Source organism: Mycobacterium paraterrae (genome assembly GCF_022430545.2).
Classification (GTDB): Bacteria; Actinomycetota; Actinomycetes; order Mycobacteriales; family Mycobacteriaceae; genus Mycobacterium; species Mycobacterium paraterrae.
This window is the reverse complement of record NZ_CP092488.2, coordinates 1,186,020-1,207,866: the sequence shown is the minus strand read 5'-3', so window position 1 is coordinate 1,207,866 and position 21,847 is coordinate 1,186,020. Positions and strand designations below refer to the sequence as shown.

The 21,847-nt window shown below is 64.3% G+C and carries 22 protein-coding genes and 1 pseudogene; 16 read left to right on the top strand and 7 right to left on the bottom strand.

Annotation, left to right across the window (positions count from 1 at the left end; all coding sequences use genetic code 11):
• The first annotated feature begins 2 nt into the window (after positions 1–2).
• Together MKK62_RS05735 and MKK62_RS05730 are read left to right on the top strand one after the other, a co-directional pair.
• Positions 3–908: an SDR family oxidoreductase gene (locus MKK62_RS05735; protein ID WP_240261961.1), complete on the top strand. Its 906-nt coding sequence runs from the start codon at positions 3–5 to the stop codon at positions 906–908.
• Between the two features lie 12 nt (positions 909–920).
• Positions 921–1,631 (top strand): MBL fold metallo-hydrolase, encoded by a 711-nt coding sequence (locus tag MKK62_RS05730; protein ID WP_240261962.1) that lies wholly within the window; start codon positions 921–923, stop codon positions 1,629–1,631.
• On the opposite strand, the gene MKK62_RS05725 is transcribed toward MKK62_RS05730, so the two are convergent.
• The 5 genes from MKK62_RS05725 to MKK62_RS05705 all read right to left on the bottom strand — a co-directional run bounded on the left by MKK62_RS05725 (position 1,606) and on the right by MKK62_RS05705 (position 5,712).
• Complete coding sequence (locus MKK62_RS05725; RefSeq protein ID WP_240261963.1) at positions 1,606–2,607, bottom strand: histidine phosphatase family protein; 1,002 nt, start codon at positions 2,605–2,607, stop codon at positions 1,606–1,608. The genes MKK62_RS05730 and MKK62_RS05725 overlap by 26 nt on opposite strands.
• 103 nt (positions 2,608–2,710) lie before the next feature.
• Positions 2,711–3,700, bottom strand: coding sequence for an NAD-dependent epimerase/dehydratase family protein (locus MKK62_RS05720; protein WP_240261964.1), 990 nt, complete (start codon positions 3,698–3,700; stop codon positions 2,711–2,713).
• Positions 3,701–3,706: 6 nt separating this feature from the next.
• Positions 3,707–4,159, bottom strand: coding sequence for a nitroreductase family deazaflavin-dependent oxidoreductase (locus tag MKK62_RS05715; RefSeq protein WP_240261965.1), 453 nt, complete (start codon positions 4,157–4,159; stop codon positions 3,707–3,709).
• A 9-nt stretch (positions 4,160–4,168) separates the two neighbouring features.
• The gene (locus MKK62_RS05710) at positions 4,169–4,537 is read right to left on the bottom strand and encodes a nuclear transport factor 2 family protein (RefSeq protein ID WP_240261966.1); all 369 of its coding nucleotides are present in this window, start codon (positions 4,535–4,537) and stop codon (positions 4,169–4,171) included.
• Positions 4,538–4,548: 11 nt separating this feature from the next.
• A complete protein-coding gene (locus MKK62_RS05705; RefSeq protein ID WP_240261967.1) occupies positions 4,549–5,712 on the bottom strand; it encodes a steroid 3-ketoacyl-CoA thiolase in 1,164 nt (387 codons plus the stop codon).
• A 120-nt stretch (positions 5,713–5,832) separates the two neighbouring features.
• On the opposite strand from MKK62_RS05705, the gene MKK62_RS05700 reads away from it, so the two are divergent.
• The 7 genes and pseudogenes from MKK62_RS05700 (at position 5,833) to MKK62_RS05670 (ending at position 12,829) form a co-directional block, all read left to right on the top strand.
• Positions 5,833–7,083, top strand: coding sequence for a cytochrome P450 (locus MKK62_RS05700; RefSeq protein WP_240261968.1), 1,251 nt, complete (start codon positions 5,833–5,835; stop codon positions 7,081–7,083).
• Positions 7,083–8,087: pseudogene (locus MKK62_RS05695) on the top strand (acyl-CoA dehydrogenase family protein); the annotation flags it as partial. The gene MKK62_RS05700 and the pseudogene MKK62_RS05695, both read left to right, overlap by 1 nt.
• 63 nt (positions 8,088–8,150) lie before the next feature.
• A complete protein-coding gene (gene fadE29 / locus MKK62_RS05690) occupies positions 8,151–9,308 on the top strand; it encodes an acyl-CoA dehydrogenase FadE29 (protein WP_240263810.1) in 1,158 nt (385 codons plus the stop codon).
• On the top strand, positions 9,305–10,261 hold the full coding sequence (locus MKK62_RS05685) for a bifunctional MaoC family dehydratase N-terminal/OB-fold nucleic acid binding domain-containing protein (RefSeq protein ID WP_240261969.1): 957 nt from the start codon (positions 9,305–9,307) through the stop codon (positions 10,259–10,261). Before fadE29 ends, MKK62_RS05685 begins: the two co-directional genes overlap by 4 nt.
• Positions 10,258–10,659, top strand: coding sequence for a MaoC family dehydratase (locus MKK62_RS05680; protein ID WP_240261970.1), 402 nt, complete (start codon positions 10,258–10,260; stop codon positions 10,657–10,659). The genes MKK62_RS05685 and MKK62_RS05680 overlap by 4 nt, the downstream gene beginning before the upstream one ends.
• Entirely contained in the window at positions 10,659–11,819 is a 1,161-nt protein-coding gene (gene ltp2, locus MKK62_RS05675) for a 17-hydroxy-3-oxo-4-pregnene-20-carboxyl-CoA lyase (protein WP_240261971.1), read from the top strand. Before MKK62_RS05680 ends, ltp2 begins: the two co-directional genes overlap by 1 nt.
• A gap of 134 nt (positions 11,820–11,953) precedes the next feature.
• On the top strand, positions 11,954–12,829 hold the full coding sequence (locus MKK62_RS05670) for an endonuclease domain-containing protein (protein WP_240261972.1): 876 nt from the start codon (positions 11,954–11,956) through the stop codon (positions 12,827–12,829).
• A 33-nt stretch (positions 12,830–12,862) separates the two neighbouring features.
• On the opposite strand, the gene MKK62_RS05665 is transcribed toward MKK62_RS05670, so the two are convergent.
• Positions 12,863–13,726 carry a MaoC/PaaZ C-terminal domain-containing protein gene (locus tag MKK62_RS05665; protein WP_240261973.1) on the bottom strand — a complete coding sequence of 288 codons (864 nt, stop codon included), beginning with the start codon at positions 13,724–13,726 and terminating at the stop codon, positions 12,863–12,865.
• Between the two features lies 1 nt (position 13,727).
• Positions 13,728–15,410 (bottom strand): 3-oxosteroid 1-dehydrogenase, encoded by a 1,683-nt coding sequence (gene kstD / locus MKK62_RS05660; protein WP_240261974.1) that lies wholly within the window; start codon positions 15,408–15,410, stop codon positions 13,728–13,730.
• A gap of 73 nt (positions 15,411–15,483) precedes the next feature.
• Here kstD and MKK62_RS05655 point away from each other — a divergent pair, with 73 nt between their 5' ends.
• The 7 genes from MKK62_RS05655 to MKK62_RS05625 all read left to right on the top strand — a co-directional run bounded on the left by MKK62_RS05655 (position 15,484) and on the right by MKK62_RS05625 (position 21,777).
• On the top strand, positions 15,484–16,269 hold the full coding sequence (locus MKK62_RS05655) for a 2-keto-4-pentenoate hydratase (RefSeq protein ID WP_240261975.1): 786 nt from the start codon (positions 15,484–15,486) through the stop codon (positions 16,267–16,269).
• A gap of 65 nt (positions 16,270–16,334) precedes the next feature.
• Entirely contained in the window at positions 16,335–17,255 is a 921-nt protein-coding gene (locus MKK62_RS05650; RefSeq protein ID WP_240261976.1) for an acetaldehyde dehydrogenase (acetylating), read from the top strand.
• Positions 17,252–18,301, top strand: a complete 1,050-nt coding sequence (dmpG, locus tag MKK62_RS05645; RefSeq protein WP_240261977.1) for a 4-hydroxy-2-oxovalerate aldolase — start codon at positions 17,252–17,254, stop codon at positions 18,299–18,301. The genes MKK62_RS05650 and dmpG overlap by 4 nt, the downstream gene beginning before the upstream one ends.
• Positions 18,302–18,352: 51 nt before the next feature.
• Entirely contained in the window at positions 18,353–18,628 is a 276-nt protein-coding gene (locus tag MKK62_RS05640; protein ID WP_240261978.1) for a heme-binding protein, read from the top strand.
• Positions 18,629–18,713: 85 nt separating this feature from the next.
• Positions 18,714–19,841: a hypothetical protein gene (locus MKK62_RS05635; protein WP_240263811.1), complete on the top strand. Its 1,128-nt coding sequence runs from the start codon at positions 18,714–18,716 to the stop codon at positions 19,839–19,841.
• Between the two features lie 2 nt (positions 19,842–19,843).
• Positions 19,844–20,626 (top strand): SDR family oxidoreductase, encoded by a 783-nt coding sequence (locus tag MKK62_RS05630; RefSeq protein ID WP_240261979.1) that lies wholly within the window; start codon positions 19,844–19,846, stop codon positions 20,624–20,626.
• Between the two features lie 8 nt (positions 20,627–20,634).
• Positions 20,635–21,777, top strand: a complete 1,143-nt coding sequence (locus tag MKK62_RS05625) for a sulfotransferase family protein (protein ID WP_240261980.1) — start codon at positions 20,635–20,637, stop codon at positions 21,775–21,777.
• Positions 21,778–21,847 lie beyond the last annotated feature (70 nt).

Sequence of the window (21,847 nt, the reverse complement as noted above, 5' to 3'; positions counted from 1 at the left end):
GAATGGGACTAGTCGACGGCCGCGTCGTCATCGTCACCGGAGCGGGCGGCGGTATCGGGCGCGCACACGCCTTGGCTTTCGCGGCGGAGGGTGCCCGGGTCGTCGTCAACGACATCGGGGTGGGCTTGGACGGTTCCCCGGCCAGTGGCGGCAGCGCGGCGCAAAGTGTGGTCGACGAAATCGCCGCTGCTGGAGGCGAAGCCGTGGCCAACGGCTCCAACATCGCCGACTGGAATCAGGCCGCCGCGCTGATCCAGACCGCCGTGGACACCTTCGGCGGCCTCGACGTCCTGGTGAACAATGCCGGCATCGTGCGCGACCGCATGATGGCCAACACCAGCGAAGAAGAATTCGACGCGGTCATCGCGGTCCACCTCAAGGGACACTTTGCAACGATGCGGCACGCTGCGTCCTACTGGCGCGGACTCAGCAAAGAGGGAAAAAGCGTCGATGCGCGGATCATCAACACCAGCTCCGGTGCGGGCCTGCAGGGCAGCGTCGGGCAGGGCAACTACAGCGCAGCTAAGGCCGGCATCGCGGCGATGACGCTGGTCGGTGCCGCCGAGATGGGCCGCTACGGCGTGACGGTCAACGCGATCGCGCCGTCGGCCCGCACCCGGATGACCGAGACCGTGTTCGCCGACATGATGTCCACCCAGGACGACGACTTCGACGCGATGGCACCGGAAAATGTCTCGCCATTGGTGGTGTGGTTGGGCAGCAAGGAGTCTCGCGATATCACCGGGCAGGTGTTCGAGGTCGAGGGCGGCAAGATCCGAGTCGCCGAGGGCTGGGCGCACGGACCGCAAAGCGACAAGGGCGCCCGGTGGGATCCCGCCGAGTTGGGGCCGGTGGTCGCCGACCTGCTCGCCAAGGCGCGTCAACCGGTCCCCGTGTACGGAGCCTGATACAACAGTCGCGTGCACTTCGACTGGGAGTCACTGACCGATAGCGTTCATCGCTGCCGTCTGCCTTTTCTCGACGTCACAGTTGGGGTGGTTCAGGGTTGCAACGGGGCACTGCTCGTCGACACTGGTACCACGCTCACCGAGGCGCAGGCGATCCGCAACGACGTGCGTGAGTTTGCCGGGCAGGACGTCAGTCACGTCGTCTTGACCCACAAGCATTTCGACCACGTGCTCGGTTCCGGCGTCTTCCGTGACGCCGAAAGATACTGTGCACCAGAGGTGTTGGACTGCCTGACTGCCCAGACTGATGGTCTGCGCGACGACGCGTTGAGCTATGGGGCTAACGAGGCGGAGGTCTACTGCGCGATCGCTGCGCTGCGGCCGCCGCAACACGCGGTCGATGATGCCGTCATCGACCTCGGCAACCGTCAGGTTGCGATCGCCCGCCCGGGACGTGGCCACACCGACGCCGACCTGATCGTGATCGCGCGCGGAGTAACTGGCGAGCCGACCGTGGTGTTCACCGGCGACCTACTCGAAGAATCCGGTGACCCGGCGATCGACGGCGATTCCGACGTCGAGGATTGGCCGGAGACCCTCGACCGACTACTGACCCTCGGAGGATCCGAGGCCATCTACGTACCCGGTCACGGCGCCGTCGTCGATATGACATTCATTCGCCGACAACAGGAATGGCTCAGAGCGAACCGCCGAAAGCCGTGACGATGTCATTGAACACCTCGACGGGGAATTGGCTCAGCGCTGTATCGACCTGACTCAGGCCGGTCTGGATCGCGTTGTCGATCATCGTCGAGTTGCCGGTCAGCAGAGCCTCATAGATGTCGTAGTAGGCAAACTGGGGCGCCTCGATCAGGTCGCGAAAGTCGACGAACAGATCGGTTCCCAGGCCCGGATCCTGAGGAACGGCGACGCCGTCGTAGCTGACCAGCGTCCAGTCGCCGGGCGAGCCCTCGATCACGACCTGGCCGGTGTTGGGCAGGAATTCCTGGTTGTTGATTACTTCGTCGAACATGATCGAGAAGTCGGGGTTTTTGACGTTCATCAGCGTCCAGACCGCGATCGCGCCCGCGCTGGAGTACGCGACGTCATTCGTCGTCACGTCGCCAGTCCCGACGGTGCCGTCGTAAATGTGTTGCACTGCAGAGCCGAAACTCTCGTCGAAGGTGATGCCGTTCATGCTCGGGTCGCCGAAATTCGGCACCAGCGGGAAGCCGAGCGTCCACGACAGGGGACCCAACAGGTAAAGAATTCCGTCCAGGCTGAGGGTCTGCTGGCCCTCGAAGGCACCAGCGGGAATCTCGTTGAGCCCGGACAGTGTCTCGACGGGGAACGGGTCGGCGCCTTTGTTGAGTGCACCCAGTAGAGCAGCGAGCGGTTCCGCGGTCTGCTGGGTCCGGGTCGCGTCCGAGGCGAACAACCCTGAGATGTTGTCTTTGAAGACGCCGTAGATCGAGTTGGCCACCTCGTTCGCCTGAGCGACTCCGGTCGCGTCGAGTGGGGCTCCCGGCGGCTCAGTGTCGATGATTCCGTTGAGGTTGCTCAGGGTTTCACCGTGCCGAACCAGGTCCAGCACGATCGACTCGTCGTCGGCCCAGGCAGGCGCGGAGCCTAGCGACAGCATGCCGACCGACAGCAGACCAACGATCAATGACCGTCTGAAGCGCCGTGAATCCCTCATGATTCCCCCCGTCGCAACTTCACGTGAGCGCAATGTAACCGAACAGCGCCGGATGACTAAGGAGAATCAGAGCTTTCGATCAGTGAGTCACGTGCCGCAAAAGCTACAGGCGGCCGACCTGCCGCAATCCGTCCACTGTGGCGGCAAGAGTCTGCGCGGCGTCCCGATGCTTGACGCCCAGGTCGCGTTCGGCAGGGGCGTCGTCGGAGGCCGGCATCTGGGTGTAGTACTGCATTGCCGCGGAGTCGATGGGCGTCTCGAAGGGTAGATAGTCGCCGACGACGTCGAACACGCGCCCCAGGGTGCGAAGCGCGACATCGGGAACTGGGACAGCTACCAGGGTGCGTCGAGCAGCCGCACCGATCAGCGCTGCGATGCGATCGACCGTAATACGTTGACCACCAGCCATATACCGGCGGGGACCCTGCCCCGGCTGTAACAGCGCGAGATGCAAGGCGGCGAGGTCGCGGACGTCCACCACAATCCAGGCGGCGCTGCGCCCAGGCACAGCCCGCATCTTGACCGCTGCCTCGACTCCTTCAGCCGCCTCACCGAACTGGTCACCCGCGGGCGGCCCCAGCACCATGCCGGGATAAGTGATGGTCACCGGTGCGCCGGCGTCTTGGAGGCCTCGCGCATACGCTTCGACGATCGCCTTGGACTTCCCGTAGCCGTCTGAGCCACCCACCACCGGCAGGTCCGCATGAAGCATTGGTAGGCCCGGTCGAAACAGCGCGGTGAAACTCGACACGTGAACGATGGGATCCAGCTTGGCCGCCGCGGCCCCACTGAGCACGTTGCGGGCGCCCTCGAGGTTGGTGCGCAACATCTCCTCGGCGCGGGCCGGATCCGTGGAAACCATTGCTGCGCAATGAATGACGGCGTCACACCCGCGTAATGCCGAGGCAGTACTGTCCGGGTCGGCGATGTCCCCGACGACGTGGTCGGTGACGTCAACGCCGATCTGGCCGGCGCTGGTTTGAAGCCGATCGGGGCTTCGCACGAGGAATCGAGCTTGATGCCCGCCGTCTTGGACGGCCTTCGCTGTCCAGGCGCCGACGAATCCGGTGCCGCCTGTGATCAGAACCTTCATTTGTCCTTAGGGATCGCAGATGACGATCGGGATGACTCGGTCAGTCCACGACTGATAGTCCTCGAACGAGGAGTACATCGTGACGAGTTGCGGCCAGTACTGGTCGCGTTCGGCGTCGGTGGCGTCGCGCGCGGTCAGCTTCAGCACCTCTTTTTTGATCTGCACCGTGACTTGCGGGTTGGCCTTGAGGTTCAGGTACCACATCGGGTTGTTGGCCCGGCCGCCCTGGGAGGCGACCAGTACGACCCGGTTGCCGTCGCGCAGGTAAAGCAGCGGGCTGACGCGGGGCTCCCCGGTTTTGCGGCCGATGGTGGTCAGTAGCGCGACCGGCGCTCCTTGCAGAAACGTGCCGCCGACCCGGCCGCCGGACGCCTTGTACGCCGCGGTGTTCAGACGGGACATCCACTTGATGAGGACGCCGGTGCCGGCGGAGTTGAGGGCGGGCGGCGGCTTGGCCATCGGGTCTTCCTATCGGACGTGCTGAATGAAGGGACGCATCTGCGCGTTGATGTGGCGGATCTTGCCATCCACGATCAGAAACGTCTCATCGACATGGGAGCACACCCGCCGTCTGGCTAGCGTCGGCTTGGTGATCACGTCGAATTGCGCGCGCACTCGGTCGCCGTCGACCTCGAATTTCGGCGGCGTGCATTCTTTGATGACCCGGAACTGGGGGCCGCGATTGAGGCTGCGCCGCAAGTGGTCTCCGGAGAAACCCGTCTTGAGGCCCATCTCGAACCGGACGCAGTCCGGCGCGAACGGAACGTCATCGCCGCGGTGATTGGCCAGCGCATCGATGTACAACTGCGCCGCAGCGATCTGGTCCTCTTCTGACATTTCGGCGGTGGTCAGATGCGCTCGATGATGGTGCCGGTCGACAGCGCACCACCGGCACACATGGTGATCAATGCGGTGGTCTGGTCGGTGCGCTCCAACTCGTGCAGCGCGGTGGTGATCAGCCGGCTGCCGGTGCTGCCGACCGGGTGTCCGAGCGCGATCGCGCCTCCGTTCACGTTCACCTTGTCCATGTCCGGGTTGTGCACTCGCGCCCACGACAACACGACCGAGGCGAACGCCTCGTTGATCTCGGTGATGTCGATGTCGCCCATCTTCATGCCGGCCTTTTCCAGCACCTTCGCCGTCGACTGCACCGGGCCGTCGAGGTGGTAGTACGGCTCGGCGCCGACCAGCGCCTGGCTGATGATGCGGGCGCGCGGCTTGAGGCCCAAGGCCTTTGCCTTGTCTTCGTCCATCCACAGCACGGCGGCCGCGCCGTCAGAGATCTGCGACGATGTGCCCGCGGTGTGGATACCGCCCTCGATGACCGGCTTGAGCTGGCTCAGACCTTCCAGTGTGGTGTCGCGCAGGCCCTGGTCTTTGCTGACGATGTGCCGTTCGCTGGTGGGCTGCTTGTTCTCGTCGAGCACCGGCGCCTCGATGCCGCTGATCTCGCGGTCGAATCGGCCTTCGGCCCAGGCCTGCTTGGCCTTGCGTTGGGAGTCGAAGCCGAACTGGTCGATCTCCTCGCGGGTGATGCCGCGGCGCTTGGCGATCCGCTCGGCGGCGGTGAACTGATCGGGCAGATCGATGTCCCACGACGCGGGGCGCAGGATGCCGCGGTCTGGCCCGGCGTTGGCGCCCAAGCCGACGCGGCTCATCGCCTCGATACCGCACGCGATCCCGACGTCGATGGCACCGGCGGCGATCAGACCGGCGATCAGGCCGTTGGCCTGTTGACCGCTGCCGCACTGGCAGTCCACCGTCATGGCACCCACGTGCTCGGGGAGCCCAGCGACCAGCCAGCCGACCCGGGTGATGTTGTTGGACTGTTCTCCGTACTGCGTCACGCAGCCGCCGACGATTTGCTCGACGTCACTTGCGTCGATGCCGGCCTTCTCCACGAGCGCTTTCTGCGTGGCGCCCAACAGCTCGGTCGCGTGCAGTCCTGACAACCATCCCGCGCGCTTACCAATCGGGCTGCGGGTGGCTTCGACGATTACCGGGTTACCCATGCGTTGAGGCTAGAACACGTTTCATTAGCCTGACAAGCGAGGATGTGTGCGCACCTTTTGGTCTGCGGCAAGAGCATGTTTTACTGGCACTAGAACACGTTGTAGTTCAGGAGATCCCTTATGGCACCCCCCAACATTCCGGCCGACTTCGACTTCCTCGATGCCGACGTCAACCTGGCCGGACTTCCGGTTGACGAACTCGCCGAGCTTCGTAAATCCGAGCCGATCCACTGGGTCAACGTGCCCGACGGCTGCGGCGGCTTCGAGGACCACGGCTACTGGATCGTCACCAAGCATGCCGACGTCAAGGAGGTGTCGCGCCGCAGCGACGTCTTCTCGAGCTGGCAAAACGGAGCGATCCCGACGTGGCCGCCGGACATGACGCGCGAGGCCGTCGAGTTGCAGCGCAGCGTCATGCTCAACATGGACGCCCCGCACCACACCCGGTTGCGCAAGATCATTTCCCGCGGCTTCACCCCCCGCGCCATCGGCCGGCTGGAAGAAGAGCTCGCCCAGCGCGCGCAGAACATCGCCAAGACCGCCGCAGCGGCGGGCGGCGGAGACTTCGTCGAGCAGGTGTCGTGTGAGCTGCCCCTGCAGGCCATCGCCGGGCTGCTGGGTGTGCCGCAAGACGACCGCGACAAGTTGTTCCGCTGGTCCAACGAGATGACCGGTGGCACCGATCCCGAGTACGCCGACGTCGACCCGGCTCAGTCGTCGATGGAACTGATCATGTACGCGATGGCGATGGCTGCCGAGCGCAACGAGAATCCGACCGACGACATCGTCACCACCTTGATCCAGGCCGACATCGACGGCGAGAAGCTGTCCGACGACGAGTTCGGTTTCTTCGTGGTGATGCTCGCGGTGGCCGGCAACGAGACCACACGTAACTCGATCACCCACGGAATGATCGCCTTCGCGGACAACCCCGACCAGTGGGAGCTGTTCAAAAAGGAGCGGCCGGCGACCACCGCCGACGAGATCGTCCGGTGGGCCACGCCGGTGTCGGCTTTCCAGCGCACCGCCAACGAGGATCTCGAACTGGGTGGGGTACAGATCAAGAAGGGTCAGCGGCTGGTGATGTCCTACCGGTCGGCCAACTTCGACGAAGAGGTCTTCGACGACCCGCACACCTTCAACATTTTGCGAGACCCCAACCCGCACGTCGGATTCGGCGGCACCGGTGCGCACTACTGCATCGGCGCGAACCTGGCCCGGATGACGATCAACCTGATCTTCAACGCCGTGGCCGACCACATGCCTGATCTCAAGCCGATCGGTGAGCCCGAGCGGCTCCGGTCGGGCTGGCTCAACGGCATCAAGCACTGGCAGGTGGACTATTCCGGCAAGAGCGCGGTTGCGAACTAATGGATTTCACGCCAGATCCTGAGCAGCAGGCTGTCGCCGACGTCGTCACCTCGGTGCTCGACCGCGACAACTCATGGGACGCGCTGGTCTCCGGCGGCGTGACGGCGCTGCCGGTTCCTGAGCGGGTGGGCGGTGACGGTGTCGGCCTACCCGAGGTCGCGACGGCACTGACCGAGATCGGTCGCCACGGGTTGATCAGTCCCGCGCTGTACACCCTCGGCTTCGGGGCAATCTCGTTGCTGGAGTTGGCATCCGAGCGACAGCAGGACCGTTACCTCGACGGGGTAGCCAAGGGGTCGCTGCTCACCGCCGCGCTGAACGAGCCCGGTCACGCGTTGCCTGACCGGCCGGCGACAACCTTCGCCGACGGCCGGCTGTCCGGAACCAAAGTCGGTGTCGGTTATGCCGAAAGTGCCGAGTGGATTCTGGTGACCGCCGACACCGCGGTCGTGATGGTGCAGCCCACGGCCGACGGCGTGCAGATCGCGAAGACGCCGACGTCCAGTGGCGCCGATGAATATGTGGTCACGTTCTCCGATGTCGCGGTGGCAGACGATGACGTGCTCGCCGGGGCGACGGCGCACCGCGTGAATCAGCTTGCGCTGGCGGCGATCGGCTCCTACACCGCGGGCTTGGTCGCCGGGGCGTTGCGGTTGACCGCCGATTACGTGGCCAACCGGCATCAGTTCGGTAAGCCGCTGTCGACGTTCCAGACGGTCGCAGCACAACTGGCCGAGGTCTACATCGCTTCGCGGACCATCGATTTGGCGTCCACATCGGTGATCTGGCGGCTCGGCGAAAGCCGCGACGCCGACTCCGACCTCGACGTGTTGGGCTACTGGATCACCTCGCAGGCGCCGCGGGTGATGCAGATCTGCCACCACCTGCACGGCGGCATGGGGATGGACATCACCTACCCGATGCACCGTTACTACTCCACCATCAAAGACCTGACCCGCCTGCTGGGCGGGCCGTCTCATCGTCTCGACCTGGTGGGTGATCGCGCACACGGCTCAGCCGAGAGCAGCGGGTCGTCATCAAGCAGCCCTCAGCGCGGTACCAGATTTATCGACCTGACGCCCGAGCAGCGTCAGCTGCAAGTCGAACTGCGACAATACTTTTCGAACCTCATCTCGACCGACGAGATGAAGGCCATGGAAAAAGACCGCCACAACGACGCCTACCGCGCCGTGATCCGGCGGATGGGCCAGGACGGCAAGCTCGGCGTCGGCTGGCCAAAGGAGTTCGGCGGGTTGGGCTTCGGCCCGGTAGAGCAGTCCATCTTCGTCAACGAGGCGCACCGCGCCGACGTGCCGCTGCCCGCGGTCACGTTGCAGACGGTCGGCCCGGTGCTGCAGCAATTCGGCAGCGATCTACAGAAGAAGAAATTCCTGCCCGCGATTCTCGCCGGCGAGGTGCACTTCGCCATCGGTTACAGCGAACCCGAGGCCGGCACCGACCTGGCGTCGCTGCGAACCAGCGCCGTGCGCCACGGTGACGAATACATCGTCAACGGCCAGAAAATGTGGACCACCGGCGGCCATGATGCCGACTACATTTGGCTGGCCTGTCGCACCGACCCGGAAGCTGTTAAGCACAAAGGTATTTCGATCCTGATCGTCGACACCAAGGATCCGGGCTTCTCGTGGACCCCGGTCATCCTGTCCGACGGCGCGCACCACACCAACGCCACCTACTACAACGACGTTCGCGTCCCGGCTGACATGCTTGTCGGCGAAGAGAACGGTGGCTGGCGGCTGATCACCACCCAGCTCAACAACGAGCGGGTGATGCTCGGGCCGGCCGGCCGCACCGCGGGTATCTACGACCGCTTGCGCGCATGGGCCTCCAAGCCGGGCGGCGATGGGGTCACCCCGATCGACCACCCTGACGTCAAGCGGGCGCTCGGTGAGATCTACTCGATGTGGCGGGTCAACGAACTGCTCAACTGGCAGGTGGCCGCCGCGGGTGAAGACATCAACGTGGCCGACGCCGCGTCGACCAAAGTGTTTGGTACCGAGAGTATTCAGTACATCGGTCGGCTTGCCGAGGAGATCGTCGGCAAGTACGGCAACCCCGCTGAGCCGGCGACGGCCGAGCTGCTGGAGTGGCTCGACTCGCAGACCAAGCGAAACCTGGTGATCACCTTCGGTGGAGGCGTGAACGAAGTGATGCGCGAAATGATCGCGGCTTCTGGCCTCAAAGTGCCGAGGGTGCCAAGATGACGGACATCCTCGAGGCGATCGAGAAGATCAAGGCGGCCGGCGGCCCGAAGCCGCGCAAGGGTCGCGACCCGGTCAACCAGCCGATGGTCAACAGCTGGGTCGAAGCGATCGGCGACACCAACCCGATCTACCGCGACGAGGCCGCGGCCCGCGCCAACGGCCATCCGGGAATTGTCGCGCCCCCGGCCATGATTCAGGTGTGGACGATGTTCGGGCTGGGTGGTGAGCGTCCCACCGACGACCCCATGGGCCCGATCATGCAGCTGTTCGACGACAACGGCTACATCGGCGTCGTCGCGACCAACTGTGAGCAGACCTACCACCGCTATCTACACCCCGGTGAGGAAGTCACGATTCACTCCGAAATGGGTGACGTCGTCGGTCCCAAGCAGACCGGGCTCGGCGAAGGCTGGTTCATCAACCAGCACATCGTCTGGAAGGTCGGTGACGAAGATGTCGCCGAAATGGAATGGCGCATACTCAAATTCAAGCCGCACGAGTCTGCCGGGCCTTCGGTGCCCGAGGATCTCGACGCCGACTCGATGATGCGTCCGGCGGAATCCAAGGACACCAAGTTCTTCTGGGACGGCGTGAAAGCTCACGAACTGCGCATCCAGAAGCGGCCGGACGGCAGCTTGCAACACCCGCCGATCCCCGCCATCTGGCAGGACAAAGAACAGCCCACCGACTACGTGGTGGCCAGCGGCAAGGGCTCGGTGTTCAGCTTCGTCGTGCACCACGCACCGAGGGTGCCGGGCCGCACTTTGCCATTCGTCATCGCGCTGGTGGAACTCGAAGAGGGTGTTCGCATGCTCGGCGAGCTGCGTGACGTCGACCCCACCGACGTGGAGATCGGAATGCCAGTGCAGGCAACGTATATCGACTTCCCTGCCAACGATGTCGGTCCGGAGTGGACGCTGTACGCCTGGGAGCCTCTGGCGGCTCGAGCATGAGCGCCGCGACGGTGGAGGTCGGCACCAAGCTGCCAGAGCTGGCGCTGTACGGCGATCCGACGTTCATCATCTCGACGGCCATCGCCACCCGCGACTACCAGGATGTCCACCACGACCGGGACAAGGCACAGGCCAAGGGATCCAAGGACATCTTCGTCAATATCCTCACCGACACCGGGTTGGTGCAGCGCTACATCACCGACTGGGCCGGGCCCTCGGCGTTCATCAGGTCGATCAAGTTGCGACTCGGCGTGCCGTGGTACGCCTATGACACCGTGACGTTCTCCGGTGAGGTCACCGCGGTCGACGACGGGTTGATCACGTTGAAAATCGTTGGCAGCAACAGCCTTGGGGATCACGTGGTCGCCAGCGCGACGTTGACCATCGGAGGCGCGTGATGTTGTCCGGTAAGGCCGCCATCGCCGGTATCGGCGCTACCGACTTCTCCAAGAACTCCGGTCGCAGCGAGCTGAGACTCGCCGCCGAGGCCGTCCTCGATGCCCTCGACGACGCGGGCCTGACGCCGGCTGACGTCGACGGCATGGTCACATTCACGATGGACTCCAACACCGAGGTCGCGATCGCGCGGGCTACCGGGATCGGAGACCTCAAGTTCTTCTCCAAGATCCATCACGGCGGCGGCGCGGCGTGTGCAACGGTGCAGCAGGCGGCCATCGCGGTGGCAACCGGGGTCGCGGATTGTGTTGTGGCATATCGCGCTTTCAACGAACGGTCAGGCATGCGGTTCGGCCAGGTGCAGACCCGGTTGGTGGAGAACGCCGATTCGACGGGCGTGGACAACTCGTTCTCCTATCCGCACGGATTGTCGACACCCGCCGCCCAGGTCGCCATGATCGCCAAGCGGTACATGCACCTGTCGGGGGCAACCAGCCGTGACTTCGGCGCGATTTCGGTGGCCGACCGCAAGCACGCCGCCAAGAACCCGAAGGCGTACTTCTACGAAAAACCCATCACCATCGACGATCACCAGAGTTCACGGTGGATCGCCGAGCCACTGCGCCTGCTGGACTGCTGCCAGGAGACCGACGGCGCGGTAGCACTCGTCATCGTCTCCGCCGAGCGGGCGAAGGATCTCAAGCACCGGCCGGCCGTCATCGAGGCTGCGGCGCAGGGGTCGAGCCCGAACCAATACTCGATGGTGAGCTATTACCGCCCCGAGCTCGATGGCCTGCCGGAGATGGGCTTGGTCGGCAAGCAGTTGTGGTCGCAGTCGGGGCTCAAGCCGACTGACATCCAGACCGCGATCCTGTACGACCACTTCACGCCGTTCACCCTGATTCAGTTGGAGGAGTTAGGGTTTTGCGGTTGGGGTGAGGCCAAGGACTTCATCGCCGACGGTGCGATCGAGATTGGCGGACGGTTGCCGATCAACACCCACGGCGGTCAGCTCGGAGAGGCCTACATCCACGGCATGAACGGCATCGCCGAAGGTGTGCGCCAGTTGCGCGGCACCTCGGTCAATCCCGTACCCGATGTCGAGCACGTGCTGGTGACGGCGGGCACCGGCGTGCCGACGTCAGGCCTAATCCTCGGCTAAGCAGCGCATTGCCACTTCTTCGCCGAGAGTGCGGCGGGCCGCACTCTCGCGCTCGAGGGTGCGGCTAACCGCACCCTCGTCGAGGTGTGGAGGTTTGAAGTGACAGCGATGGCGCTGCTTGCGAGGCTGCTGTTGTGCAGGAGCCATTCGTCGGCAGCGAAGCCATCGCCGCAGGGCTTTTCACCAAGGCGCAACTGGCTACCCGGTGTCGACGACTACTGCCCGACGTCTACGCGGAACGTGATGTCGATGTGGACGCGATCCTTCGTGCGAAGGCCGCCTGGCTCTGGAGCGGACGTCGAGGTGTCGTCGCGGGCTTCGCCGCAGCCGCTTTGCATGGCAGCAAGTGGACCGACGACGCGTCGGTCGTCGACTTGATTCATCACAACCTGCGCAGTCCGTTTGGGATCCGAACGCACCGGAGTCGTATCGATGAGGACGAGATTGACCTGGTGGTCGGTATGCCGGTCACGTCAGCCGTGCGGACGGCGCTGGACTTTGGCTGTTGGTACCCGACCATGACGGCTGTGGCGGGGATCGACGCACTCGCCAGAGCAGTTGCGATCAGATCGACTGATGTCGAGCAGCTAGCTAGCAGATATGCGGGTCGCAGAGGCATAGCGAAAGCACGCCGAGCTGTCGACCTGTTTGACCCAGGTGCGCAGTCACCCAAGGAGTCGTGGTTGCGCGTCGTCCTGATCCAGGCAGGCCTACCTCGACCACAGACGCAGATCCCTGTGCACGACGAATTTGGTGATGCGATCGCGTATCTCGACATGGGTTGGGAGGACCTGAAAGTCGCCGTCGAATATGACGGCGAACAGCATCGCCGCGACCGGCGTCAATACACGTGGGATGTCCGTCGGCTGGAGATGCTCGAACGCCTGGGGTGGATCGTCATACGAGTCGTCGCCGGAGATCGGCCCGCAGAAATTATCCGCCGTGTTCGTGCGGCTCTTACCCGCAGAGGGTGCGGCCCGCTGCAGCCTCGAGGCCGAGAGCGCGGCTAGCCGCACCGTCGGCGAGGCCGGGAGGCCATCGACCTAAACCGGGACTAGCTCCACGCCGGTTAGGACTACCGCGTCCTCCCGCGACGGCGCGGTGACCGTGCCCAGCAGCTTGCCGTCCTCTTTCCACACGGCCGCCTTGAGCGTCTCACCGGGAAAAGCGACGCCGGCGAAGCGCGCACCGTACGAGCCGACGGCGGAGGTGTCGCCGTCGAGCATGGCGTCGGTCAACGCCTTACAGGTCATGCCGTATGTGCACAAGCCGTGCAGGATCGGCCGCGGAAAGCCTGCAGCGGAGGCGAATTCAGGATCGGAGTGCAGCGGATTGCGGTCGCCACACAGCCGGTACAGCAGCGCCTGCTGCGGCAGGATCGGGATGTCGAGCTCGAGGTCGGGCGCGCGCTCCGGGGTGGTGGCAGCTCCCGAGGACGGTCCGCGATCACCCCCGAAGCCGCCCTCGCCGCGGGCGAAGATCGACCGGCGCTGCGTCCATAAAAGCGTCCCGTCCGGCGCAGTCACCGACGTCTCCGACCAGATCACCGCGGCCTTGCCTTTGTCCCAGATGTCGGTGAAACGGGTGACGGCTTTACCGGAACCGGACGCCGGCAGCGGTGCCGGCGCACTCACCTGTTCGCTGGCGTGCAGCACCCTGCTCAGCTCGATGTCGATGCCAGGGAACTGCACGGTCGGCGGCTTGGTCAGATGAAAGCTCGCCGCCACGTTGCCGAATGTCGGCAGCACCTGAGGGTTGTCGTCGATCAGGTAACGCAGTTCACGAGGGTCCACTGGGTCGGCCCCCGCACCCAAACCGAGATGGTATAGCTGGATATCGCTACTGGTCCAAGAGAATTCGATCGGCTCCAGCTCGGCGGCCAGAGCAACGTCTACGTCGATCGGCATGTCAGGCCTCTCCGGCGACGTGCAGAGCGGCGAGGTAACCGAAGGTCATGGCGGGTCCGATGGTTCCACCGGGCCCAGGATAGGTGTGGCCCATCACCGGAGAGCTGACATTGCCCGCTGCATACAAACCTTCGATGATGCTGCCGTCGTCGCGCAGGGCTCGGCCATGCACGTCGGTGCGGATGCCGCCCTTGGTTCCCAGGTCACCCGGCACCATCTTGGCCGCGTAATACGGCGGGTGGCTGATCTCGCCGAGGTTGGGATTCGGCTTGTTGGTGGGATCGCCGTAGTAGCGGTCGTAGGCGCTCTCGCCGCGGTGGAAGTCGGCGTCGACACCCGAACGGGCGAAGCCGTTGAACCGCTCCACCGTCGCGGCAAGTTCAGGAGCGGGCAGGCCCGCTTTGGCGGCCAACTCCTCCAACGTGTCTGCCTGGATGATCACGCCGGACTCCATCCACTTGCGTGGAATGCGTTGTCCCGGTTGCAAGCCGGCGAAGATGTAGCGATCGCGGTATTGCTGGTCGAACACCAGCCACGCCGGGATGTTCTCGCCCGGGCCGGGCCCCTGTCCGTATTCGCCGCCGTACATGTGGTGACACGCCTCGACGTAGGGCATCGACTCGTTCATGAACCGCTGGCCGGACATGTTGACGATGATGGATCCGGGGGAGTTGCGCTCCGACAAGGCAAACCACGGCGCGCCGATGAGCGGGACGGTCGGGCCCCACCACGCGTCTTCCATGATTTCCAATGCTGCACCGAGCTTTTCGGCGGCCAAGATGCCGTCACCGGTATTCGCCTTCGCGCCGACGGTCCATTCGGTGGTGATCGGCGCGCGCTGGTACTTCACCCGCATCTGTTCGTTGTGCTCGAATCCGCCGCTGCCGAGGATGACGGCCTTGCGGGCCCGAATCAATTGCGGCTCAGCCGCTTCCGACTGCGTGGTGTCACGCACGTAGACACCACGGACCGCACCGTCCTCGACATAGAGATCGGTCAGCGCAGTGTTGAGCTGCACCGGGACACCGGCTTTCTGCAGACCGATGCGCAGTGGCGCAATCAGGGCCCGGCCCATTCCCACCAGGTTCTGGCCGGTGGCCTTGGCCCACATGGTGCGGGCGCCGACCTTCAGGCTGCGCAACACGCCGCGTGGGTGACGTTTCAGCTGGTTCAGCCGTACGTAATCCTGTTGCATGACAACGACGTTGAGCGGGACCTTGCCGTAGGGCGGTTCCAAGCCAGCCAGATCGGGTCCCAGCTTCTTCGCGTTGAACGGCTTGGGCTCGATCGACCGGCCGCCGACCCGACCGCCTGGAGCCTCCGGGTAGTAGTCGGAGTACTGCGGCACCCAGCACATCTTCAACGGCGAATGCTTGAGCACGAACGACAACATCTCAGGGCCGCGCTCGAGATAGGTGTCGATGCGCTGCGCATCGACAACGTCGCCGACGATTCCGTGCAAATATGTGTGCGCCGCTTCCGCGGTGTCCTTCACCCCGTCGCGCTTCAGGACCTCGTTGTTGGGAATCCACACGCCACCGCCGGAGCGGGCGGTGGAGCCGCCGTAATGGGGCGCCTTCTCTACGACTATAGTGTTGAGACCCCGGTGGGCGGCCGCGAGGGCAGCAACCATGCCGGCGCCGCCGCTTCCGACCACGACGACGTCGAACTCCTGAGCTGTCATGTAGAACACGTTATAGAATTGCCACCGCCGGGCGCTACCGCCCCGGTCAATCGAGTGAGGGGACTTCGGCTAAATGATCCCGGCTGCCACCCGTGACGCGTTGGCCGCCGATCTCGCACAGGCCGAGCGGAGCCGTCAGCCGATTACTCCGCTGACCGCCGGGCATCCCGAGATCGACGTCGTCGACGCGTACGAGATTCAGCTGATCAACATCCGGCAGCGGGTCGCCGAGGGCGCCCGGGTGGTGGGCCACAAGGTCGGTCTGTCGTCGCTGGCCATGCAGCAGATGATGGGCGTCGACGAACCCGATTACGGTCATCTGCTCGACGAGATGCAGGTCTTCGAGGATGTCCCGGTCAAATCGGACAGGTATCTGTACCCGCGGGTGGAGGTCGAAGTCGGTTTCATTCTCGCGCATGACCTCCCCGGCGCGGAGTGCACCGAAGACGACGTGCTGAATGCGACCGAGGCGTTCGTGCCGTCCATTGAATTGATCGACACCCGGATCACTGACTGGAAGATCGCGCTGTGCGACACCATTGCCGACAACGCCTCGTCCGCCGGCTTCGTGCTGGGCAAAGAGCGCGTTAAACCGTCGGATATCGACATCACCAAGATCGACGCGGTGCTGACCAACAACGGCGAGGTGGTCGCCGAGGGCCGCAGCGACGCCGTGCTCGGCAACCCGGTGACCGCGGTGGCGTGGCTGTCCCGCAAGGTGGAAAGCTTTGGCGTACGGCTGCGAAAAGGTGACATTGTGTTGCCAGGTTCGTGCACCCGGGCGATCGACGCACCTCCCGGCAGCAACTTCGTGGCCGATTTCGCCGGACTCGGCTCCGTGCGACTGTCTTTCGAATAAGGAGCGATCGCAAGCGCGGCGAAGCCGGGCGCGGCGGGTCGGGACCAGAGATGAAGGAGCTTTCTATGCCGTCCAAGCTCAGTGTGGCCATCGTCGGGTCGGGCAATATCAGCACCGACCTGCTCTACAAACTGCTGCGTTCGGAGTGGCTGGAACCGCGGTGGATGGTCGGCATCGACCCCGCGAGCGAGGGTCTCGCCCGGGCTCGCAAGCTCGGGCTCGAAACCACCCACGAGGGCGTCGACTGGTTGCTCGCGCAGTCCGAAAAACCCGACATCGTGTTCGAGGCGACCAGCGCCTACGTCCACCGCGATGCCGCACCGAAGTACGAGGCTGCCGGCATCCGGGCGATCGACCTGACGCCGGCCGCGGTCGGCCCGGCGGTCATCCCGCCGGCCAATCTGCGCGAGCACCTCGACGCGCCCAACGTCAACATGATCACCTGCGGCGGACAAGCGACCATCCCGATCGTGTACGCCGTCAGCCGCGTCGTCGAGGTGCCCTACGCCGAGATCGTCGCCTCGGTGTCGTCCGTCTCGGCCGGACCGGGCACCCGGGCCAACATCGACGAGTTCACCAAGACCACCAGCAAGGGTGTCGAAACCATCGGGGGCGCCCGACGCGGCAAGGCGATCATCATCTTGAACCCCGCCGATCCGCCAATGATCATGCGCGACACCATCTTCTGCGCCATCCCCGAGGACGCCGACCGTGACGCGATCGCGAAGTCGATCCACGATGTCGTCGCCGAGGTGCAGACTTACGTGCCCGGCTATCGGCTGCTCAACGAGCCGCAGTTCGACGACCCGTCGGTGCACTCGGGAGGCCAGGCGCTGGTCACCACCTTCGTCGAGGTCGAGGGGGCTGGCGACTACCTGCCGCCGTATGCCGGCAACCTCGACATCATGACCGCCGCTGCGACCAAGGTCGGCGAAGAGATCGCGCGCGAGTCGTTGGCCGCCACCGCCCAAGGAGCTCAGGCATGAGTACCGAAGTCTTCTTCAACCCGATCTGGGACGTCCGGCTCACGGATACGTCCCTGCGCGACGGCTCGCACCACAAGCGCCACCAGTTCACCAAGGACGAGGTCGGCGCGATCGTCGCCGCGCTCGACAACGCCGGGGTACCGGTCATCGAGGTGACGCACGGCGATGGGCTCGGCGGCTCCAGCTTCAACTACGGGTTCTCCAAGACCCCCGAGCAGGAGCTGATCAAGCTCGCAGCCGAGACCGCCAAGGAAGCCAAGATCGCCTTCCTGATGCTCCCTGGTGTCGGAACCAAAGAAGACATCAAAGAGGCGCAGAACAACGGCGGCTCGATCTGCCGCATCGCCACTCACTGCACCGAGGCGGACGTCTCCATCCAGCACTTCGGGCTCGCTCGCGAGCTGGGCCTGGAAACCGTCGGGTTCCTGATGATGAGCCACACCATCCCGCCGGAGAAGCTGGCCGCGCAGGCCCGCATCATGGCCGACGCCGGTTGCCAGTGCGTATACGTCGTCGACTCCGCGGGCGCCCTCGTGCTCGACGGTGTCGCCGACCGGGTATCGGCGCTGGTCGCCGAACTCGGCGACGACGCCCAGGTCGGATTCCACGGGCATGAGAACCTCGGCCTCGGCGTGGCCAACTCAGTCGAGGCCGTTCGAGCCGGAGCCAAGCAGATCGACGGCTCCTGCCGCCGTTTCGGCGCCGGCGCCGGCAACGCTCCGGTTGAGGCGCTCATCGGAGTCTTCGACAAAATCGGCGTCAAGACCGGCATCGACTTCTTCGATATTGCCGACGCCGCGGAAGAGGTTGTCGCGCCGGCCATGCCGGCCGAATGCTTGCTCGACCGCAACGCGCTGATCATGGGCTACTCCGGCGTCTACTCGAGCTTCCTCAAACACGCCGTCCGCCAGTCCGAGCGTTACGGGGTTCCGGCCCACCAGCTGCTGCACCGAGCCGGGCAACGCAAGCTGATCGGCGGCCAGGAGGACCAACTCATTGACATCGCCTTGGAGATCAAGCGCGAACAAGAAGCTGCCTCGTCGTAATCTGAGCGCTTGCACAGGCTGCGCATAGCTCCCGCGGGTACCGTGACCTGCATGAGTACGTCATTCAGGTGGGCCGGCCGTATTGCCGGCGGGCTCGTGGTCGCTTCGGCCGCGACGATCATTGCGTTGCCGGTGGCGAACGCCGCCTGCAATCAGACCGTGGGTCAGTCGATCGACTCATACCTGCAGCGGCATCCCGATTTGCACCAGCAATTGCAATCCAGGTCCGAAGCCGAGGGCGGCGGTCCCGATGTGATCGGCTACCTCAACCGGCATCCCGACGTCCGCCAGCACCTCATCGACCTCTCGCAACGGTGCACTGACTAGCGAATCCTGATCGTCGTCGCCGGGCAGATGTTCGCTTGTTGACGAAAACTAGAACACGTTCTAGCGTCAGAGCGTGCCGGATCCCCTGTTCTCGCAGCCGCTGATCGATTCCATCGCCGAGTCCGAGAAATTGGTCGCTGCTGCACCACACATCGAGACGGAAGCCGACCTGCTGGAAGGGTTGCAGTATCTGGCCGGTTGCGTGGCTGCCTGCACGCACATGGTGTTCGACTACGACCGCGACCACCCCGTGCTGCTGTCGGGCACCGGGCCCTATACCAAGATGGGGCTGGACAATCCCGACACGCTCTACTACGGCTGCCGGGTGCAACCCGACCGCGACTACCTCGTCAAGGGTGTTCGCGGCACCACCACCGACCTGAGCTTCCAACTCCTCGGCGGCGAGTACACCGACGACAACGTGCCGGCCAGCCAGGCCGCGTTCGACGACCGCGAACTCGATATCGCCGCCGACGGTAGCTTCGAATGGCAGGTCCGCCCGAAGAGTCCCGGACAGTTGGTGATCCGTGAGGTTTACGGCGACTGGGCGGCACGGCGCGGCACATTGTCGATCTCGCGGGCGGATACGGTGGGTACGGCGCCTCCGCCGCTCAGCCGTGCGACGATCGAAAAGCGTTATAACGCAGCCGGAAAGCAACTCGTTAACCGGATCAAGACCTGGCTGCAATTCCCGCAGTGGTTCTACCTCGATCTGCCGGTCAACACGATGGTTGCACCACGCCTGACGCCCGGCGGCCTGGCGACGCAGTATTCGTCGGTCGGGCACTTCGAGCTGCGGCCGGACGAAGCGCTCCTCATCACCTTGCCGGTGACCGATGCGCCCTACCTCGGCTTCCAGCTGGGCAGCCTGTGGTACATCTCGCTCGACTACATCAACCACCAGACATCACTCAACAACGCTCAGGCCCAAGCAGATCCAGACGGCAAGATCCGTATCGTCGTCGCCGACCAGAACCCCGGGATCACGAACTGGGTCGAGACGCTCGGCCACCGCCGCGGGTTCTTGCAGTTTCGCTGGCAGCGGGTGTCGCGTCAGCTCACCGAGGCCGACGGGCCCACCGTCGAGCTGGTCAACATCGACAAGCTGTCGAGTGCCCTGCCCCACTACGAGCACAACAAGATCTCCGAAGAAGATTGGCGTGCACGAATCGCTTTGCGCCAAGAGCAAATTGCAACAAGGATGTTGGGATAACCATGACTGGTCTGCTCGAGAAGAAGGTCATCGTGATCAGCGGTGTGGGCCCCGGGCTCGGCACCACGTTAGCGCACCGGTGTGCGCAAGACGGTGCGGAATTGGTGTTGGCGGCGCGGACGGTGGAGCGGTTAGAAGACCTGGCCAAGCAACTCGGCGACGCCGGCCATAAGGCATTGGCCGTGCGGGCGGACATCACCGACGACGACGATGTGGCGTCGCTCGTGGAATCCACCACGTCGAACTTTGGCAAGGTCGACGTGCTGATCAACAACGCATTCCGGGTGCCGTCGATGAAACCGTTGGCCGGCACCAGTTTTCAGCACATCCGTGACGCGATCGAGCTGAGCGCGCTGGGCGCGCTGCGCCTGATCCAGGCTTTCACGCCGGCTTTGGAGGAGTCCGGCGGTTCGATTGTCAACGTCAATTCGATGGTGCTGCGCCACTCCCAGGCAAAGTATGGCGCCTACAAAATGGCCAAGTCCGCCCTGCTGTCGATGTCGCAGTCGCTGGCCACCGAGCTCGGTGAAAAGGGCATCCGTGTGAATTCCGTTGCCCCGGGATATATCTGGGGAGAAACGTTGCAGGGATACTTCGAACACCAGGCGGGCAAATACGGCACCAGTGCCGAACAGATCTATCAGGCTACCGCTGCCAACTCCGACCTCAAACGTTTGCCCACCGAGGACGAGGTGGCATCAGCGATCATGTTCATGGCAAGTGACCTGTCCAGCGGTATCACCGGGCAGACGCTCGACGTGAACTGCGGCGAGTACCACAACTAGGCATCGTGATGGAACGCACTGACATCGCAACCGTCGATGAGTTGCACGCTTCGGCGACCAAGCTGACCGGGCTCGACGACTTCGGCGTCGACAGCGACAACTACCGTGAAGCGCTCGAGGTGCTGCTGGACTCCTACCGGAGGGAGGCGGGCCTAACGGTGTTGGGCAGCAAGATGAATCGCTTTTTCCTCCGTGGCGCGCTGGTGGCGAGACTGCTGTCGGAGTCGGCATGGAAGCAGTACCCGCAGCATGCCGATGTCGACATCAAGCGCCCGATTTTCGTCACCGGACTGGTGCGCACCGGCACGACGGCACTGCACCGGTTGCTCGGCGCCGACCCCGCGCATCAGGGCTTGCACATGTGGCTCGCGGAGTTCCCGCAGCCGCGCCCGCCGCGCGACACGTGGGATTCGCACCCGCTGTACCGCCAGCTCGACGACCAATTCAATCAGCACCATCAGGACAACCCGGGCTACACCGGCCTGCACTTCATGGCCGCCTACGAGCTCGAGGAATGCTGGCAGCTGCTGCGCCAGTCCCTGCATTCGGTGTCTTATGAGACGCTGGCGCATTTGCCGACTTACTCGAAGTGGTTGTCGCAGCAGGACTGGACGCCCGCTTACCAGCGTCACCGCAAGAATCTGCAGCTGATCGGCCTCAACGACACGGACAAGCGGTGGGTGCTGAAAAACCCGAGCCACCTCTTCGCCCTCGACGCGCTGATGGAGACCTATCCCGACGCACTGGTGATCCAGACGCACCGGCCTGTCGAGACGATCATGGCGTCGATGTGTTCGCTGGCTCAGCACACCGCGGACGGTTGGTCGACCAAGTTCGTCGGCGCGCAAATCGGTTCTGATGCAATGGAAACCTGGTCGCGCGGACTCGAGCAGTTCAACACGGCGCGCAAGAAGTACAACCCGGACCAGTTCTACGACGTCGAGTATCGGGAGTTCATCGCCGACCCGATGGGAACCGTCGCCGACATTTACCACAAGTTCGGCATCCCGCTCACCGATGAGGCCCGGCAGGCGATGCAAGACAGCCATGCCGAAAGTCAAAGCGGCGAAAGGGCTCCCAAGCACAAGTATTCACTCGACGACTACGGACTGACCGCCGAACAGGTCAAAGAGCGCTTCGCCGGGCTGTAATTGCTGGCCCGGCTCCTCAGCGGTTCGCCGCGTGTAGCCGCATCGTCGCCAGGCTGTGATGGAGTGTGAC